This is a genomic window from Brenneria salicis ATCC 15712 = DSM 30166 (assembly GCF_003315515.1).
Lineage (GTDB): Bacteria > Pseudomonadota > Gammaproteobacteria > Enterobacterales > Enterobacteriaceae > Brenneria > Brenneria salicis.
Window position 1 is genome coordinate 1 of sequence record NZ_QNRY01000011.1, and the last position, 17,515, is coordinate 17,515.

14 protein-coding genes and 2 pseudogenes are annotated in these 17,515 nt (G+C 51.7%); 1 reads left to right on the forward strand and 15 read right to left on the reverse strand.

Features of this window, described 5'->3' with window-relative positions; all coding sequences use genetic code 11:
* Positions 1 to 121: 121 nt before the first annotated feature.
* The 11 genes and pseudogenes from DES54_RS06815 to DES54_RS06870 all read right to left on the reverse strand — a co-directional run.
* A pseudogene (locus tag DES54_RS06815) lies at positions 122 to 420 on the reverse strand (KUP/HAK/KT family potassium transporter); the annotation flags it as partial.
* Entirely contained in the window at positions 416 to 1,084 is a 669-nt protein-coding gene (gene kdpE, locus DES54_RS06820; RefSeq protein ID WP_113865837.1) for a two-component system response regulator KdpE, read from the reverse strand. The gene kdpE and the pseudogene DES54_RS06815, both read right to left, overlap by 5 nt.
* Positions 1,081 to 3,768 carry a two-component system sensor histidine kinase KdpD gene (kdpD, locus tag DES54_RS06825; protein ID WP_113865838.1) on the reverse strand — a complete coding sequence of 896 codons (2,688 nt, stop codon included), beginning with the start codon at positions 3,766 to 3,768 and terminating at the stop codon, positions 1,081 to 1,083. Before kdpD ends, kdpE begins: the two co-directional genes overlap by 4 nt.
* Positions 3,769 to 3,777: 9 nt before the next feature.
* The gene (gene kdpC / locus DES54_RS06830; protein WP_113865839.1) at positions 3,778 to 4,353 is read right to left on the reverse strand and encodes a potassium-transporting ATPase subunit KdpC; all 576 of its coding nucleotides are present in this window, start codon (positions 4,351 to 4,353) and stop codon (positions 3,778 to 3,780) included.
* 11 nt (positions 4,354 to 4,364) lie between these two features.
* Positions 4,365 to 6,377, reverse strand: a complete 2,013-nt coding sequence (gene kdpB, locus DES54_RS06835) for a potassium-transporting ATPase subunit KdpB (protein WP_427846348.1) — start codon at positions 6,375 to 6,377, stop codon at positions 4,365 to 4,367.
* Positions 6,378 to 6,431: 54 nt separating this feature from the next.
* Positions 6,432 to 8,117 carry a potassium-transporting ATPase subunit KdpA gene (gene kdpA, locus DES54_RS06840; RefSeq protein WP_113865841.1) on the reverse strand — a complete coding sequence of 562 codons (1,686 nt, stop codon included), beginning with the start codon at positions 8,115 to 8,117 and terminating at the stop codon, positions 6,432 to 6,434.
* A complete protein-coding gene (kdpF, locus tag DES54_RS19095) occupies positions 8,117 to 8,206 on the reverse strand; it encodes a K(+)-transporting ATPase subunit F (protein WP_113865842.1) in 90 nt (29 codons plus the stop codon). Before kdpF ends, kdpA begins: the two co-directional genes overlap by 1 nt.
* Positions 8,207 to 8,800: 594 nt before the next feature.
* Positions 8,801 to 8,965 (reverse strand): hypothetical protein, encoded by a 165-nt coding sequence (locus DES54_RS18550; protein WP_169050426.1) that lies wholly within the window; start codon positions 8,963 to 8,965, stop codon positions 8,801 to 8,803.
* Positions 8,966 to 10,055: 1,090 nt separating this feature from the next.
* Positions 10,056 to 10,961 (reverse strand): DUF2145 domain-containing protein, encoded by a 906-nt coding sequence (locus DES54_RS06860; RefSeq protein WP_113865968.1) that lies wholly within the window; start codon positions 10,959 to 10,961, stop codon positions 10,056 to 10,058.
* A 41-nt stretch (positions 10,962 to 11,002) separates the two neighbouring features.
* Entirely contained in the window at positions 11,003 to 11,467 is a 465-nt protein-coding gene (locus tag DES54_RS06865; RefSeq protein ID WP_113865847.1) for a hypothetical protein, read from the reverse strand.
* Between the two features lie 361 nt (positions 11,468 to 11,828).
* Positions 11,829 to 12,485, reverse strand: a complete 657-nt coding sequence (locus tag DES54_RS06870) for a TetR/AcrR family transcriptional regulator (protein ID WP_113865849.1) — start codon at positions 12,483 to 12,485, stop codon at positions 11,829 to 11,831.
* Positions 12,486 to 13,082: 597 nt separating this feature from the next.
* Between DES54_RS06870 and DES54_RS06875 the strand changes: the two genes are divergently transcribed.
* A complete protein-coding gene (locus tag DES54_RS06875; RefSeq protein ID WP_113865851.1) occupies positions 13,083 to 13,979 on the forward strand; it encodes an MlaA family lipoprotein in 897 nt (298 codons plus the stop codon).
* A gap of 58 nt (positions 13,980 to 14,037) precedes the next feature.
* Here the strand turns inward: DES54_RS06875 and DES54_RS19355 are convergent, their stop codons facing one another.
* The 4 genes and pseudogenes from DES54_RS19355 to nrdF form a co-directional block, all read right to left on the reverse strand.
* Positions 14,038 to 14,151, reverse strand: coding sequence for a DUF7916 family protein (locus tag DES54_RS19355; protein WP_439329957.1), 114 nt, complete (start codon positions 14,149 to 14,151; stop codon positions 14,038 to 14,040).
* Between the two features lie 149 nt (positions 14,152 to 14,300).
* Positions 14,301 to 14,804, reverse strand: a complete 504-nt coding sequence (locus DES54_RS06880; protein WP_113865853.1) for a nuclear transport factor 2 family protein — start codon at positions 14,802 to 14,804, stop codon at positions 14,301 to 14,303.
* A 423-nt stretch (positions 14,805 to 15,227) separates the two neighbouring features.
* Positions 15,228 to 16,237, reverse strand: a pseudogene (locus DES54_RS06885) (S66 family peptidase).
* A gap of 304 nt (positions 16,238 to 16,541) precedes the next feature.
* The gene (gene nrdF / locus DES54_RS06890) at positions 16,542 to 17,504 is read right to left on the reverse strand and encodes a class 1b ribonucleoside-diphosphate reductase subunit beta (RefSeq protein ID WP_113865855.1); all 963 of its coding nucleotides are present in this window, start codon (positions 17,502 to 17,504) and stop codon (positions 16,542 to 16,544) included.
* Between the last annotated feature and the right edge of the window lie 11 nt (positions 17,505 to 17,515).

The window sequence follows — 17,515 nt, forward strand, 5'->3', positions numbered from 1 at the left end:
TGAATGCTATGATCGGCATAACTCAGTCCGGTTGGTGATTTGTTTTGATTTGGCGATTGATCAGATCGCTCAAACCGGATTGAGTTCCCTTCAGTGATCTACTATTAGGCGCAGTTATTTAGCCGAAATAATTAAGAATCAGGGAGGGCATCGCTAAAAATAACCATACTATTCTGATCGGAGCCTTACCCAGATGCTACATGTCGGCATAAAGCGCTTCCGCACCGGTGACGGCAACAATAACCATGCCTAATGCGGCAAAGGGGAGTGTTTTGTGCTGAACAAAGCACGCCAGTGCAACCGCAGGGTTCAGTGCTTTCAACACGCCGGCATTCATCACGATCCCTCTCTGCCTAGGGCAACCAGGGTAATAAACCACACCAGCATGACAGGTCCGAATATCCGGCTGACTAAATCACTGTACGAATCGGTATCCAACGCCATTCTCTGTAATAAAATGCGCTGGCTGTGCTGGTTGTGCTTCCAGTTTCTGACGCAGATGGCCCATATAAATGCGCAGATACTGGCTATTGTCCGTTTTAGGTCCCCAGACATGCTTCAAAATCTGTGCTTGCGTTAGCACTTTCCCGGGATTGCCCGCTAACAGGGCAAGTAAGCGGAATTCAGTCGGCGTCAGGTGGATATGTTCGCCGGAGCGTGTCACGGTATGCGCGTTGAGGTTGACGGTAACATCGCCAAAAGTGACTACCTGCTCCTTCTCATGTTCACCACGCCGGAGCGCGACGCGTACTCTTGCCTGTAGTTCCCCGATGCCAAATGGTTTGCAAAGGAAATCGTCAGCACCCAAATCTAATGCTTCGATTTTATCCTCTTCGCCCGAGCGTGCGGAAAGCACGATCACGGGATTATCACTCCACTGTCGAAATTCCCGGATGAACGAAATGCCATTGCCGTCGGGCAGTCCCAGATCGAGAATCACCAGATCGGGCTGCCTGGCCGCCGCGGTGCTTAAGCCCCTGGCCAGCGTATCCGCTTCATATACCTTGATCTCATCACTCTCCAGCGCAGTACGCAGAAATCTGCAAATTTGCTTTTCGTCATCGATAATCAGTATGTTCTTCACAGGTTCTCCTCCAGATTTTCCGCTAACAGCGGCACTGGTGGCAAAGGGAGGATAAGGGTAAAACAGGCACCGTTCTCAGGACGATTGGTTGCTTTAATTTCACCATGATGCATCGCTACAATAGCGCGACAGATAGCCAATCCCATCCCGACGCCTGGGATAGCCGACTCCTCACGTCCTCGAATGAATTTTTCAAAAATCTGCTGCTCCTTGCCAGGCGGGATACCTGGTCCATTATCCCAGACGTCGATCCTTATTTTTCCGGGCAGTAGGTGAGCTTTTATGCCAATTGTCGACTTATTGCCCGCATATTTCAGCGCATTTTCCAGCAAGTTGACAAAAACGCGTTCAAGCAGAGGCCCGTCGGCTTGAAGCAGCACCATCTCTTTAGGCAAATCCAGTTGAACGCTATGCGTAGACAGGATGGTTTCCAGCGACTTCAGCGCACTCCCCACAACCTCCTCAAGCGAAACCCAGTCCGTTTTCAGACGAAAACCATCAGATTCAATGCGCGCCATGTCCAGCATATTATTCACTAAGCTAATGGTGCTCAGCGTTTGCTGACGCATCTCATTTGCCTGTTGTACATATTTCGATCCTTCTTCCGACAAATCCAGCATCAGTATCTCGGCCTGGCCGAAAAGCACCGTCAGGGGAGTGCGCAGATCATGGGACAAGGCTGAAAGCAGTGAATTTCTGAGTTCTTCACGCTCTGCCGCCAGACGTGATTGCTGTTCTCGCCGGGTGAGTTCAAGCCGCTCAAGGGCACCGGAAATGATGACCAGGAAGGTATCCAGCAAACGCTGTTGCTCAGGGATCATCAGATGGCGCAGATTACTGGGCTCAATGACTAACAGCCCGAGCGTCCGCCCGGATGAAGCCAGCGGGAGAATCTTATAAGGTACGCCCGGCAACGTATCCGTACCAGCGCCGGCAACCTGCCCTTTATCGAAGCTCCATTTGATAATAGCGGGATCCGGCATCGTATTCAGCCTTCGCTCCGACGGCGCGACCAGGACGCCTTGTTTATCGGGAAGCCAGATTTCGCAACGGGCAAGCAACGCGGCGCTGACAACCTGCTGGCAAATTTGGGTGACGTCTGCCGGAAGAAGCGCCCGGCTTAATCCATCGGCCAGTTCATAAAGATAACGGGCGCGCTGTTCCCTGTGCCTGGCGACTCTGGCTTGATAGCGCACCCCCGCGGTCATATTGCCAGTGATCACGCCTACCGCCAACATAACCGAAAAAGTCACCAGATACTGTGCATCCATCACGGCGAAAGAGCCTGCCGGCGCCACAAAAAACAGATCAAACGCAATAATGTTAAGCACTGCGGCCACGACTGACGGAAGGCGGCCAAAACCAATCGCGATCAACACCACGCCCAACAAATAGATCATCACCAGATTAATCAGTGAAAAACCAGGCAGCAGGCATTTGCATACCAGCGTAATCAACATACACAGCGCGGCTGCCGCCAGACAACCGCGTAATTTCTGACGCCATTTTTCAGTTGAAACGCGCGAAGCAGCGACTCGCCCGCTACTGATCTCAGGCATGTCGTCGAGTGCCACAATCACCAGATCCAAATCCGGTCCGAGACGGCTCAAACGGCTGGCGAAACGATGAGAAAAACGCCAGCGGCGTTGCGGCGGGCGCCCCACAATAATTTTGCCCAAATTATGCTCCCGCGCATAACGCAACACGGCTTCCGCTTCATTAGGGTCTGACAAGGTAGCGGTAACAGCGCCCATATTCTGTGCCAGTTGCAGCGTTCGCAGAATAGCCCGGCGCCGAGTCTCCCCTTGCCGGTGCAGCGTTGGGGTTTCTACCGTCACGGCATGCCACTCGCTACCGAGTTTAGCCGCCAGCCGCGCCGCAATACGGACCAGTTTTTCACTGCCGGTGTTAGCGCCGATGCATAACAGAATCGCATCACGGGTATGCCAAACTTTCTCTTCACGCCCACGGGCGTCACGCCAGGCCCGCATCTGATCGTCAACTCGATCAGCCGTGCGGCGTAGGGCCAGTTCCCGTAAGGCAAATAAGTTGCCTTTACGGAAAAAATTCTCAATCGCGCGTTCTGCGCGATCTCCCACATAAACTTTCCCTTCCTTAAGCCGCTGACGCAGATCATCCGGCGGTAAATCCACCAAAACAACTTCCGATGCAGAGTCAAAAAAGGGATCGGGCACCGTTTCCCGCACACGAATACCCGTCACGCCACTGACGACATCATTCAAGCTTTCGAGATGTTGGACATTCACCGTGGTCAGAACATCAATGCCGGCATCAAGCAATTCATCAATATCCTGCCAGCGTTTGGGATGGAGGGAGCCCCGCGTATTCGAATGGGCAAGCTCATCCATCAGAATAACGGCGGGACGCCGCGCCAGCGCAGCATCCAGATCAAACTCCTGATAACGGTTGTGCCCGGTAGCTCGCCGAGGCAGGATTTCCAATCCCTCGAGCAAAGCAGCGGTTTCCTGGCGGCCGTGGGTTTCCACCACGCCGACCAGCACATCCAGGCCTTGCGCACGCAAGCGGCGCGCCTCCTGAAGCATGGCCCAGGTTTTGCCTACCCCCGCACAGGCGCCAAAAAATATTTTCAGTTTACCGCGCCCGTCGTTATCCGTCTGCGCCAGCAGTGCGTCTGGGTCCGGGCGCTGAGGCTCTTCCGTCATCATAATTCCTTAACGCTGTTGCAATGCATCCAGCGCCATATTCAGTTTCAGCACGTTTACGACGGGTTCACCGATAAAATACAGCAACGGATGAACAGTATTTTCATCAACCAGACGACGGACGTCCTCCTCCGGCAAATGGCGGGCCTGCGCTACACGTGGCACTTGCCACTCAGCGGCAGCCGGGTGAATGTTCGGATCCAGTCCACTGGCCGATGCGGTGACCAATTCAACCGGCACCGTCTCGTTCGCCTGCGGATTCGCTTTGCGCAATTTAGCCACACGTTGCTTGATCGCATCGTCCTGAGTCGGATTGCTGACCGCAAGGTTGCTGCCCGAAGACGCCATCGGGTTATAAGGTGTTTCCGCCGTAGCGGAGGGGCGCCCCTGAAAATAATCTGGACGAGTGAAGTTCTGACCAATCAAGGTCGATCCCACCACCCGATCGCCTTGCTGCGCCAATGATCCTGTTGCCGCACCAGAAAACCACCATTGCGACAGGCCGGTTGTCAACAGCGGGTACCCTACGCCGGTGATCAACGTCAACAGGATAAACAAAGAAATTGCGGGACGTAACAGATTCATTTTCTGTCTCCTCAACCCAGACCCAGAAGAGTCAATATGACATCAATCAGTTTGATGCCGATAAATGGAACCACAAGCCCGCCCACACCGTAGATCCAGAGATTACGGCGTAACAGAGAAGCAGCGGACATCGGCCGGTAGCTCACTCCTTTCAGCGCCAACGGGATTAAGAGAACAATAATCAGCGCGTTGAAAATAACCGCGGACATGATTGCCGACGTTGGAGAGTGCAACCCCATGATATTAAGCATATTAAGCTGAGGATAAGTCACGGCGAAGGCCGCCGGGATAATCGCAAAATATTTCGCCACATCGTTGGCGATGCTGAATGTAGTGAGTGAGCCACGGGTCATCAGCATCTGTTTACCGATATGAACGACTTCCAGCAGCTTGGTGGGGTTGGAGTCAAGATCGACCATATTGCCCGCTTCCTTTGCCGCCTGCGTACCCGAGTTCATCGCCACGGCTACGTCCGCCTGCGCCAGGGCCGGCGCATCATTAGTGCCGTCACCGGTCATCGCGACCATTCGCCCTTCGCTTTGATACTGGCGGATCAGCGCTAGTTTAGCTTCAGGCGTAGCCTCAGACAGGAAATCGTCAACACCCGCTTCCGCAGCAATGGCTGCGGCCGTTAATGGGTTATCGCCCGTCACCATCACGGTTTTGATCCCCATTTTACGCAACTCGGCGAAGCGTTCCTTGATGCCGCCTTTGATGATATCTTTCAGTTCCACGACGCCCATCACCGCACTGTCTTCGGCCACGACCAGGGGCGTTCCCCCTTTGCGCGCCACACTCTCTACCAGTTCCTCCACATCCTGCGGGAACCGGCCGCCATTGCTTTCAACGTGTCGGCGGATTGCATCGGCCGCACCTTTTCGCAGCATTTTCTGGCCGATATTTACGCCGCTCATCCGCGTCTGGGCAGAGAAAGGAATAAAGGTGGCGTCCAGGCTCTGCAAATCCCGTTCACGCAGATTGAACCGGGTTTTGGCAAGTATCACGATGCTACGCCCTTCCGGTGTTTCATCCGCCAGCGAAGCCAATTGCGCCGCATTCGCCAGGGCATCTTCCTTCACCCCTTTGGCGGGAAGAAACTGGCTGGCCTGCCGGTTTCCTAACGTAATGGTGCCTGTTTTATCCATCAGCAGAACATCTACATCGCCTGCCGCCTCAACCGCACGTCCACTGGTCGCTATCACATTCGCGCCCAGCATACGGCTCATGCCGGCGATACCGATGGCGGACAATAACGCGCCGATCGTTGTCGGGATCAGGCATACCAAAAGTGCCACCAGCACCGTTACGCTGACCGGAGCGCCGCCCCAGGCGGAAAACGGGTATAGGGTCGCCGTGGCCAACAGGAAAACGATAGTCAGCGAAATCAGCAAAATGGTCAGCGCCACTTCGTTAGGCGTTTTACGACGTTGGGCACTTTCTACCATCGCAATCATACGATCGAGAAAGGTCTCTCCCGGATTAACGCTGCACTGAATCACCAACCAATCGGACAGAATACGCGTCCCGCCGGTGACAGAAGCAAAATCGCCGCCGGACTCGCGAATAACAGGGGCGGATTCGCCAGTGATGGCGCTTTCATCCACAGAAGCCCCGCCGACCAGAACCTCGCCGTCACAAGGGATAATATCGCCCGCTTCCACCAAGACGAAATCCCCTTTACGCAGGCTGTCCGCCGCAACTTTTTTCTGTTCCGCATCATGCGCGGCTTCATACAGTTTTTTAGCCCAACTGGTGCGTTTGATACCTTTAAGACTCTCCGCCTGCGCTTTGCTGCGTCCTTCCGCCAGTGCTTCGGCATAGTTGGCGAATAAAACCGTAAACCACAACCATACGCTGATCGCCACGGTAAAACCGATCTGGTGATCTGCGTGGTTCGGCGCTATCGCGATTGCGATCACCGTGGTCAGAATACTGCCCAGATATACGATAAACATCACCGGATTACGATACTGAATCCGGGGGTCGAGCTTCCTGAAAGACTCGACGAACGCGGCACGCCACATGGCTTTGCGCTGTCGAGAAGGCAATTGATGTCCCATACAAGAATTCTCCGGCAATTAGTGACCCAGTAATTGCAAATGTTCAACAATGGGCCCAAGGGCCAGTGACGGAATGAAGGTCAGCGCCCCCACCAACCAAACAGTACCGATGATCAGCCCGACAAACAGGGTGCCGTGAGTCGGCAAAGTGCCTGGACTCGCCGGTTGAGTTTTTCTTGACGCCAGCGATCCTGCAATAACCATCAGCGGAATGAACGGCGCGAAGCGACCCATTAACATGGCCGCGCCCAGCAACAGATTCCAGAAAGGGGTGTTGGCGGACAGACCGGCGAACGCGCTGCCATTGTTATTCGCCGCAGAAGAAACCGCATACAGCACTTCGCTGAAACCATGCGCGCCTGGATTGAGCATTCCTGCACGACCGGCTTCGGACATCATCGCCAGCGCCGTGCCCAGCAGCACCAGGCAGGGAGTTATTAAGATATAAATCGCCGCCATCTTCATTTCCGGCACTCCGATTTTCTTACCGAGGTATTCGGGGGTCCGGCCGATCATCAACCCGGCGATAAATACCGCCAGCAGCACATTCATCAACATGCCGTACAACCCTGAACCAACGCCGCCGAACACCACTTCACCCAGTTGTATCAACCACATAGGGATCATGCCGCCCAACGACGTAAAGGAGTCATGCATGGCGTTTACCGCTCCGCAAGAGGCAGCGGTGGTAATGACGGCAAACAGGCTGGAATTGAGAATGCCGAACCGGCTTTCTTTTCCTTCCCAGTTCATCGCGCTGTCGGCGCCGGATGCCAGCAGATGCGAATTCCCCTTCACTTCGGCCATCATCACCAATGTGACCGCCAACACGAACATCAAAGACATCGCCCAAAGAATGGTTTTACCCTGACGACGATCGCCCACCGTCTCACCAAAGGTAAAACACAGAGCCGCCGGGATAATTAATATCGCCAGCATTTGAACGAAGTTGGTCAACGCTGTCGGGTTTTCAAACGGGTGCGCGGAGTTAGCGTTAAATAAGCCGCCTCCATTGGTTCCGAGCATCTTGATAGCTTCTTGCGAGGCCACCGGTCCCATAGGTAGTGTTTGCTGAACGCCTTCAAGCGTGGTGACGGTCAAATACGGGCTGAAGTTCTGTATCGCACCCTGGCTAACCAAAAACAGCGCCATAATGAACGACAACGGCAACAGGACGAACAGCGTAATACGCACCAGATCCCGCCATGCATTGCCCAGGTTATCCGTCGTATGGCGGGCAAAACCACGGAACAGTGCAAATAGCACCGCAATCCCGGTCGCCGCTGACAAAAAGTTCTGTACGGCAAGGCCGATCATTTGGCTGAAATAGCTCATGGTGGATTCACCGGCATACGACTGCCAGTTAGTGTTACTTACGAAACTGATTGCGGTATTCAATGCCAAATGCCAGGACAGCCCGCCGAACCCCTGCGGATTCAAGGGCAAAATTCCCTGCATTATCAAAATAGCGAACAAAAAAATCACGCCGAGCAGGTTGAACAACAAGATAGCGTACAGATATTGACGCCAACACATTTCCCCCTCTGAAACCCCACACAGACGCCATATCCAACGCTCAACACCCGCCATCGCGGGTAATGAACAATCCTGCGCCATCGTTGTCATCCACCGCCCCAGCGGTTGGGCCAGCACAAGCAAAACCACCATAAAGGTGGCCAGCAATAAAAACGCTTCGGCTGCCATCAGAGTTCCTCCGCCCGGAAAAGGGCATAAAACAGATAGGCCAGTAACAAAAACACCAGCGCGATGCCAGCTATCAACCCTATGTTCACAGCAATTCTCCAACATATTGAGTGTTGATAAATCTTAGATAAATAAAAATAAAAATGTCGTCAATTTCCCTTCTGCACATATATAAAAAATATAAAAATAGAGTGATAGAGATGATGTTTTACCTGACGGCGTATCTTAAATGACGGGAAAAAACAGCGGGAATGCCGGTTTCTCGAACAAAACCGGCAATAAGCTCCAAGCTGCGAATAGCCCAAATCAATGGCGATGATAAAAAAAGATGAGGCGGGTTATTTAAATATCACAGTAAAAAACTCATGTTGTATTATTCCCCTCTGTCATGAAGTTAATGTCAGCGTTAATTATTGGCGATAATGCACGAAGTATACGACGGGCCTTCAGTAATAATCGTTCCGTCATAATGGTTGAAGGATATCTGATGAATTTCTTGTTTGCCTCCTTTATTACCGTTGTTACAAAGCCTTTCAACAATGCCACGCAAGACTTCAGGGTGTGTGAAATGATACTGCGCGGCCACTCGGCCAACCTCATCTTTTGCGCCGCTGTGAAAATACCCTCTGCCCTAAAGACACAGGAGACATGGCCTGACTGGTGGCACTGCGCCAACCACAATCCTAATCCGTGCCCTGATATTCATCGCTGATGAAAACATCGCTCAGATAAGCGAATTTGTCAAAGTCCGTAATGATATGGGCAAAACCGACCTGACGGTTGCGCCGACCGTGACGGAACACGCCGGAAAAAATACTATTTTTATCGACATTTCGACATTTCGACATTTCGACATTTCGACATTTCGACAGTTTGTCTGTCTATGCCTTGGGCCCAGTAGGAGCGGGGCAGAAAACTATGAATAAACACAGTATTTAGCTCATTTAAATCCTTGCTAATTCGGAAATCGGGAACGGTGCCAGCGATGAATATTCCCGTTATCTCGCTTGCTTAAATATTCCCACGCTCAGGCATAATATTTAAATATCATACTCTTGATTAGAGTTGTTATCAATTTAACCCATATAAATATAAAAATCCTGTCATTTTATAAATTTCATATATGTTCCACTTCCGTAACCCGCTTCTCAATGTTATCTGGTTTTGCGCTTTTGCCAGTACTGAAAAAAAGAAAGAGATAGCCCAAAATCCAGTAAGATTCTCAGTCATTCATCATTAAAGTCGGAGATTATATTAGTTTCAAAACTGGGGTGTTAAGTTTTTCATATATTAAAAATCAGATGACCCATGTTGATATCTATTATATTAGTCTGAGAAATGAGGATATCAAAAACAACCCTCCCGCCGGCGCCGTGATTAAGAGTTCGGAAATATCTCATTTCCTGTATGGGGTACACGATAAAATAAAAAACGCCGATTATCTTTTTATCTCAGGTGCTGCGCAGAGAACAGGAACCTGAACAACATAATCTGATATCGGTTAAGGATGGCGTCGTTCATCCGAAGCAGGTAATGGCGGTTATTCAAAAGGTGGGGATTGAAGAGTACGGTAGGAAAGACGGCTATCGGTATTATAGGCGATGTTCCATGCTGATGAATAATGATATCAGCACGGCTGTCAGTTATCAGTTATCGGCTATTTGGCTGATAATGAACGACGATGCGTACAACATGTGTCGGCAAGATTAAGCTGGTTAAGCAACCCGCCGTTGCTTGATCGGATCAATACCATCAAGTCACTTTAGGGATTAGACCCGTTCTGAATAATTCGAATTGCGGCGAATTCGCCGGGAACGAATTCGGCGATCCAACAACGGGGCTGCGATGAGCAACAGGATGTCTCCTATCCATCACCAGGCTTTACCAAACTGTTCACGGGATGGGTAACACGGTTGCGAAGGCATTGCCAAAACGCTATCAATCAGCCAGGGCGATGACACGATCGTTCTCGCCCGGTTGACATCCCGCCGCAATGGGAGACCAGCCGTGGCTAACGACAACGCGCCGTCCGTCATGACAAATTTCAAGGCGTTCGCTGCCAGGTAGTTGCGCCTGAATGAAGGTTTCGACGGTTTCCGGCAAGCTGATTTTCAGCCGCATGGCCTCACGGTCTGCCTTGGGATGATCGTCCAGATGCAACAACGGCACAAACGTCGATGCCAACATCATCCAACGCGAGGGAATCGCAACGGGTTCAGGCGTATAGCGCGCCTGACGAAGCCAATCTTGCGCGCGCCCGCGCAAGTTTTCGCCATCGGCAAGGTTTCCCCACGCCACGGCGAGCAACTCCATGACCCACTGGTTACAGTTCTGATAGTCCAGACCAAAGGCATAGGCGTTGGCGCTGTAATCCGCCGCCAGCAATCGTAAGGCAAGCCGCGAGTCGAGCGCCGCTGAACGCAACTTTCGCGCCGCCTCCGCAGGGAGCTTGACTACCGAGATATAACCGAGCGATGCATTTTCAGTTCCCATCGCGAACCCGGCAAGCCCCTGATCGTAGATACGCGGCCGCCCTTCATCACAGGCGTAATAGAGTTGGCGCGCGGTCCATCGCCCATTTTCGCCACGCAAGGCAACCGCGGCATGTGAATAGCGGATATTAAAACGCGAGAGGTCAAGACCAGAACGGCTAATCAACACTGCATCCCCGTCGGTCGCGGCGAGTTCTTCGTCCACGACGGCGGCGAAACGCAGCAGCCTATCCTGCTGACCCGCGGAAAACTGCTGCGGGCGGTCACAAAAATCTGAACCCGCCGAAGTGGGGGACGATGATATGGGGGACGATGATGTGGCAGGAAGCTTCGCGCACCCCGTGGCTAGCATGACGACGGCCAGCACCCATGCGAACGGGCAGCCCTTCCTCATCACTGAGTAACGGCGCGTGCGGCGAGATCGTCGTGCCAGTTGTCGGCAAGCACTAGGTAAAAAGCTTCCCGCGTATCGCCACGAGCGAATTCCAGACCGTAGACTCTCTGCTGAGCGAGCACCATGTCGCCGGCCTCCAAGCCTTGCTTGTCGAGAACCGCCAACGGCAGATCGAGCACGAGGCTACGCCGTGTATCATCGCCTTGCAGGGTGACACGGCGAAATCCGGTGCGGTTAGGCGCGTCAGCAACATCAATGATGCGGTAATTGCCGCCCGCCGTCTTTTCATTATCCTTTGAACTGTCGCTCGATCCGCTTAACGAATCCGATACGCTCCCGCTGGATGCCGATCCTGCGCTGGAGGCCGATGAAGCGGATGACGCAAAGATTTCAGCCTGTGCGTGGAACGAAGCGCCGATGGCCGCCATCAGGCAGACATGACGAAAAATCGTTAGAAAGGCCATATTGGTTCCTTAAGTAAAGCAAACATTGACTACGTTGTTCTTGACAAGAAAGCGTCGCGGTTCAATGCCGACATCTCTCTTTTAACGCTACCGCGGCAACGGCTATTCCGGCTTGAGATTCGTGCCGCGCACCGTGGGATCGATATGGTTTGGCCCGTATCTGATGCGCGGACGATTTTGCCGGGATAACAACATATTTCTTAATGACCGATCGTTCATTAGTACTCTACTATTGAATGAACAGACAGTAAATACCCGGTTCGACAATATAGGCGCGCTTTTCGCGGCAGACCCGGAGGCCCAAGCCAAAAGAGACCGTTTGGCCACGCCGGACAGGAGGCGGATACTATACGGACTGCGGCTATTCGTCAGGGCGTAGCAACAAGGTCAACAGCTTGCGGTGCGTCTCTTTGACGGCCTGCACCTCTCTCTGCGCCTTCTCCTTGTCCATCACCATCTGAGCTACCGCCGAATAGACGACGGGGGCCATCACAACGCTGAAGTTTTCGGTCAACGGACTGGGCTTTACCACACCGGCCGCCACGTACCCATCGATAAGCGCCTGGCGATCTTTGCGTCCCTGCATGTTTCCGGCCCCCCATTTTGCGAGTAGGTGCGGCACACGATGCCCTTCAGTGATGAGAAGCCGGGCAATCGCAATCGTATCGTCGGTCAGTCCACCGTAGGCAAAATCAATAAGACGCTCGACAAGTTCGTCAGCATTTTCCACATCCCGCAACAGGTTCCAGTTGCTTTCCGAGCGGCTCATCAATTGCTCAAGGAGCGTCTCGAATATATCGTCCTTGCTGGCGAAATGGACATAAACGTTGGCCTTAGATATACCCGCTCGGCAGGCAATCCTGGAAATGCTGGCGGCGGTAAAGCCCAAGGCGTTGAATTCGGTCAGGGCCGCATCGAGAATCTGTCGGCGCCGAACTTCAAGAGGCAAACGCGTTCTTTTCTTTTTTTTGTTGGGATCAACCTCGGGCAGGGAGGCTGATGGATTTTTTTTCTTCATACTGCCAATGTCATATGAGCGTCGGATCACAAGGCCTGCGCGCAGCCCCCGTACACGACCGGCGGAATTAACGGGGCCAGGAGGGAAGCGTTTCCCTCGCTTTGGCGTCGTTCAAGGCTGTAAGCATCAAAGCGAATACAATGCCGCATGCCACTCGCCGCAAATCGTTCGATCACTTCCGGCAAGGCGCCATCACTGGGCGCATATTGGCTAGCCGCCCTCGTGTTCAGGAGTGAATGGGCGCAGCCCTGGTTCGTCAGAGTTTAAAACACGAGGTCGTCAAACGCTCTCTTTTATTATTACCGCCCTCCTGGACCGGAGCAACCGACCACTCCGCGCTCTCCAACGGGGCTGATACTGAAGTGGTTTAAACCGGCAAAAAAACATTACTGACCGATCGTTCATTATGATATAAATCGCTTACCGCCCCACAACTCAAGCCAGTCAAGGGAAAATACGGCAGCGCATTTGCTCCTTCAGACTTCGGCATACATAGCGGGGGCCATGCAGCGGAATGGGGGCAAATCCGGCCGCCGGACTGCTTGATGAAAATTACGGCTTGACCAACGGCCTTCTTCACAAGAAAGGAATACATCTATGAATGCATGCCGCCTCATCCTGCTTACCCTGATTGTGCTGGTTACCAGCGCCTGCGCCGGTGATAACGTGCAACAGAAGGCCGACGCTTCAAGTTCCCCTACGCCGATTGCCGCTGATCGGGCCGCTGAGTCTTCAGCCTCCACGTCGGAAGCCGCTCGCGCAACGGGGATAGCGGGTTCCGCCAGAACCGGGACGGCTGCGGAGCCAGTCACACCGCCGTCTGCTGGCGATGCGCAAACCGTTCCCCTGACGTCGGCCAACGACGCGGTTTCGCCCGGCACGGAAGGATCCGCGCGCGATCCGTGGGAGGGATTCAACCGTCGGATGCACGGCGTCAACAATGGCATCGACAAATACGTGACTCGTCCCCTGGCGATCACCTATGAGAAGATCACGCCAGAATCGGTGCAATCAAGCGTGACGCGGTTCTTCAAGAACCTGGGCGAACCGACAACGGCCGTCAACCACACCTTGCAAGGAAGACCGGGGCAGGGCGCACAATCATTGGGGCGCTTTGTCGTCAACTCGACTATCGGGATCGGCGGCCTGTTCGATCCGGCGTCCCACATCGGCTTATCCAGGCAATCCAGTGAGGACTTTGGGCAAACGCTTGCCACATGGGGCTGGCGCGATTCCCGTTATCTCGTGATGCCTTTACTCGGCCCACGTACCGTCCGCGACACCGTGAGCATGGTCGGTGACCAACCTCTGTCTCCCATCGGCTACGTGGAAAACAGCGGAGTGGCATACACGCTGCAAGTCATGAAACTGGTGGATGGGCGAGCGCGCGCGCTCCCCATGGACGAAGCCCGCGAACAGGCGGAAGACGAATATGTGCTGGTGCGTGACGCCTGGATGCAGCGGCGTGACCGTCAGATAGATCAGGATCTGTGATAAAAACCGGACTGAGAGGTTAAACGGCCACAGTGGTCGGCATCTTTCGCCAGATTAATTAACGACGTGATCCGCCAACTCGCCGATAGGTAAGATGTCGTCCTTTAGTCGTAATAGAAAGTTGAAGCAGATTTTCAGGCAGGGCAGCGCCTGAAAGACCTGCGCCACCAATGGCATAAACGCTGCATCTTTATCGGATGCGGACACTTCATGGTGTGCGAAGGTTTTCAGTAATTTCCGGCGTTGAATAATATACTGCGCGATTATTTCAAATGATTATCCAGCGTTATTGCCGTGGCGACAATAACGCTTGTCCGTACATTAAAACATGCCGTTCTGGTTGGCGCTGGTTTGTGGCACGGGCTGCACTACATCCCAATGTTCTACAATCTTCCCGTTGTCAACGCGCAGGATATCGACAACGGCATTTCCGGTATCCTGCGGACCGTTTTTGGCGAAAACATGCAGATAGACCAGATTGCCGTCGGTCGCGGTGCGAATGATGCGGCTTTCGGCATGCGGATAACTTGCATAATAGTCCCGGAGCGCGGTTACAAGCGCTTCCCGTCCTGTCGCGATGAACGGATTGTGCTGGATGTAATCTTCGCTCAGATATTGATACGCCAGATCCACATTGTGGTTAATTAAAACGGCGGTATAAAACTCAATCACCAGCGCCCGGTTTTTTTCTTCCTGCACCAGCTTTCTTTGACTGGTTTGTGTTAACTCCGTCGCTGCGGGTGACGGCGCTTGCCTCTGGGAACAGGCAGACAGCGACATCGTCAGGCAGAACGCACCAGCAATAACAATAAATCGTGGTTTCATCTTGTTCGCTCTCCGGTTCGACAAAATATCGGCTTTCCGACCGGCATCATACCAGTTTTGTCGCCAATCCCGCCGTATAAATAGTATGAGTTCCAATATTCAGCGATTTGTTATTAAATGCGCTGTAGATAATGTTAAAAGTAATGCTGTCGCAATGAGAAGTGGATTCACTTTCGAAGGCGCTTTACGAAATGCTGAGATACGGAATCGAATTTCCCATTATCCAAGTTTATACTCAAAACTAATAGGCTATTAATGACCCTTCAGCTATGGATGTTAATTTCGATATGGTTTGGCGATATTGATTTTGTTACTTGATATAGGTTAGCAATATAACAGGCAGGGTTTATAGTTCAACGCCTTTAGCCACTCATTTACACGCAGACTAAATATCTTCGCTATTAAATTTTTCTGCAATTATTTTTATTCCGATAAATATTGTCCCATAATGGATATCTGATCGTTATAAAAATCAATAGTTAATGTTGCGCCCACAGGCAAAGTAAGCATCGGATGTGTATGACAGCAATCGAAACCATCAACTATGGGGATTTGTTGCTCACCCAAAACCTCTGTCAATACATCATAGGGTTTCCGTCCACTTCCTGAGCAATCAAAAAGTTCATGTTTACCAAGGAGAATTGCACTTACTTTTTGGAAAATACCATTCAGTTTCAACATGGAAAATGAACGTTCAACAGTCGCTATGTCCTTCATGCTATCTTCAATAAACAAAATGTCGCCGGGCATTATTTCCGGCATCCATTCGCTTCCCTAAGATTACCCCCGATAACACGGCCTTTTATCAGCCCCTGGCCTATAAAACGGCAGTTATTCTTGTATAGCGTTTTAGGGCGAACAGGTTTTATGTCATCCCAGTTAAGACGCTCGTCAGTCCATTTACTGAGAAGTTTGTAAGTGTAGTTACCCTTTTTTCGCCTGGTGAGTATATCAATAAAGCATTCATAGGTTGAGTCAACAAGGGGGGGGAATTCCCCGAAGGAAGGAACCAGCGCTGGGCCATAAAATGTGATCAATCCCGTTTTGGCATAAATACCTGCAAGCAGCGCGGTTGTATCCGAATATCCAATTATCACTTTGGGATCCCCGATGAGAGCGTCATAGTCCAGAAAAGGTAGCAGAGAATTGCTATTATTTCCCCCTATCGTCGACATCACACAACGAACTTTCGGGTCACGGACAAGTTCATTAAACTCATGTGCTCTCTCAGCAATAGTGCCTGACCGATAAAAATCAGACTTGCCGGTCAAATTGCCTGCTTTAAGTAGAAACCCTTTATCCTCCAGGAATTTTTTCCCACGGCTAAAGCGATTTGGGGCCGTTGTTGTTACCGGATCTGATGAGGAGAAAAAACCAATCGTATCTCCGACAATCAGAGGTTTTGCTAAAAGTGGAGTGCTTAATTTGGCCATCTGGAATCCTTGCCTTTATAGACGATCAGAAGAACGGTATGAATGTCCTCACAGACGAATCCGCAGAATGTTTTATTGTTTCGACATGAAGCTTAGCCAACAAATTCGCAGACGGGGAATCATATTCCGCAAATGGTACCGGAAGCAATAATCGACCCTATATTGCCCCTGGGGGGTGAGTAATCTTTTGGGAAGTGAATAATGTATTCCACTATTATTTATTTGATTATTTATTTGATGGAATAGTTACCTAAGCCCCTGAATCAGCGATGATTCAGGGGTTTGTCGTTTCAGGGCGGTTACCTTAGAAATTCCAATCCTCATCTTCCGTATTGACTGCTTTACCAATAACGTATGAAGAGCCAGAGCCTGAGAAGAAGTCATGATTCTCATCGGCATTAGGGGATAGTGCGGAAAGAATGGCTGGATTGACGTCCGTCATGCTGGCAGGGAACAACGCTTCATAGCCCAGATTCATCAACGCTTTATTGGCGTTGTAGTGCAGGAATTTTTTGACATCTTCCGTCCAACCCACGCTGTCGTACAGTTCCTGGGTATAGAGCACTTCATTGTCATAGAGATCCTGCAATAGTTCATAAGCGAAGTTCTTGACCTGTTGCTGACGCGCACTGTCCGCTTTCGCCAGACCTTGCTGGAATTTATAGCCGATGTAATAACCGTGTACGGCTTCATCCCGGATGATCAGCCGTATCAAATCCGCGGTGTTGGTCAGTTTCGCCCGGCTTGACCAGTACATCGGCAGATAAAAACCGGAATAAAACAGAAACGACTCCAGAAAAACGCTGGCGACTTTTTTCATCAGCGGATCGTCATTGCGATAATGCGCCAGAATGATGGCCACTTTTTTCTGCAACGCCGGATTTTCCTCACTCCAGCGGTACGCGTCATCCACTTCACTGGTCAGACAAAGTGTTGAAAAAATAGAGCTATAGGAGCGCGCGTGAACCGCTTCCATAAAGCTGATGTTGGATAATACCGCTTCTTCGTGCGGTGTGACGGCGTCCGGCATAAGCGTGGGTGCGCCCAGCGTATTTTGAATGGTGTCCAGCAGCGTCAGCCCGGTAAATACCCGGATGGTCAACTGGCGTTCATGGGCATTCAATGTTCCCCATGATGGAATGTCATTCGAAAGTGGTACTTTTTCCGGCAACCAGAAATTTGATGTCAGCCGGTTCCAGACCTCCAAATCTTTATCATCTTCGATTTTGTTCCAGTTGATGGCCTGGACGCGCGTTAACAATGTCATAATCGGATTTC

Coding starts and splice junctions, on each gene's coding strand:
- kdpD (WP_113865838.1), bottom strand. CDS start 3,768: ATGACGGAAGAGCCTCAGCGCCCGGACCCAGACGCACTGCTGGCGCAG.
- DES54_RS06860 (WP_113865968.1), bottom strand. CDS start 10,961: ATGCTAGCCACGGGGTGCGCGAAGCTTCCTGCCACATCATCGTCCCCC.
- DES54_RS06880 (WP_113865853.1), bottom strand. CDS start 14,804: ATGAAACCACGATTTATTGTTATTGCTGGTGCGTTCTGCCTGACGATG.
- nrdF (WP_113865855.1), bottom strand. CDS start 17,504: ATGACATTGTTAACGCGCGTCCAGGCCATCAACTGGAACAAAATCGAA.
- kdpB (WP_427846348.1), bottom strand. CDS start 6,377: ATGTGGCGTGCCGCGTTCGTCGAGTCTTTCAGGAAGCTCGACCCCCGG.
- DES54_RS18550 (WP_169050426.1), bottom strand. CDS start 8,965: ATGTCGAAATGTCGAAATGTCGATAAAAATAGTATTTTTTCCGGCGTG.
- kdpC (WP_113865839.1), bottom strand. CDS start 4,353: ATGAATCTGTTACGTCCCGCAATTTCTTTGTTTATCCTGTTGACGTTG.
- kdpA (WP_113865841.1), bottom strand. CDS start 8,117: ATGGCAGCCGAAGCGTTTTTATTGCTGGCCACCTTTATGGTGGTTTTG.
- DES54_RS06865 (WP_113865847.1), bottom strand. CDS start 11,467: ATGGCCTTTCTAACGATTTTTCGTCATGTCTGCCTGATGGCGGCCATC.
- DES54_RS06875 (WP_113865851.1), top strand. CDS start 13,083: ATGAATGCATGCCGCCTCATCCTGCTTACCCTGATTGTGCTGGTTACC.
- DES54_RS06870 (WP_113865849.1), bottom strand. CDS start 12,485: ATGAAGAAAAAAAATCCATCAGCCTCCCTGCCCGAGGTTGATCCCAAC.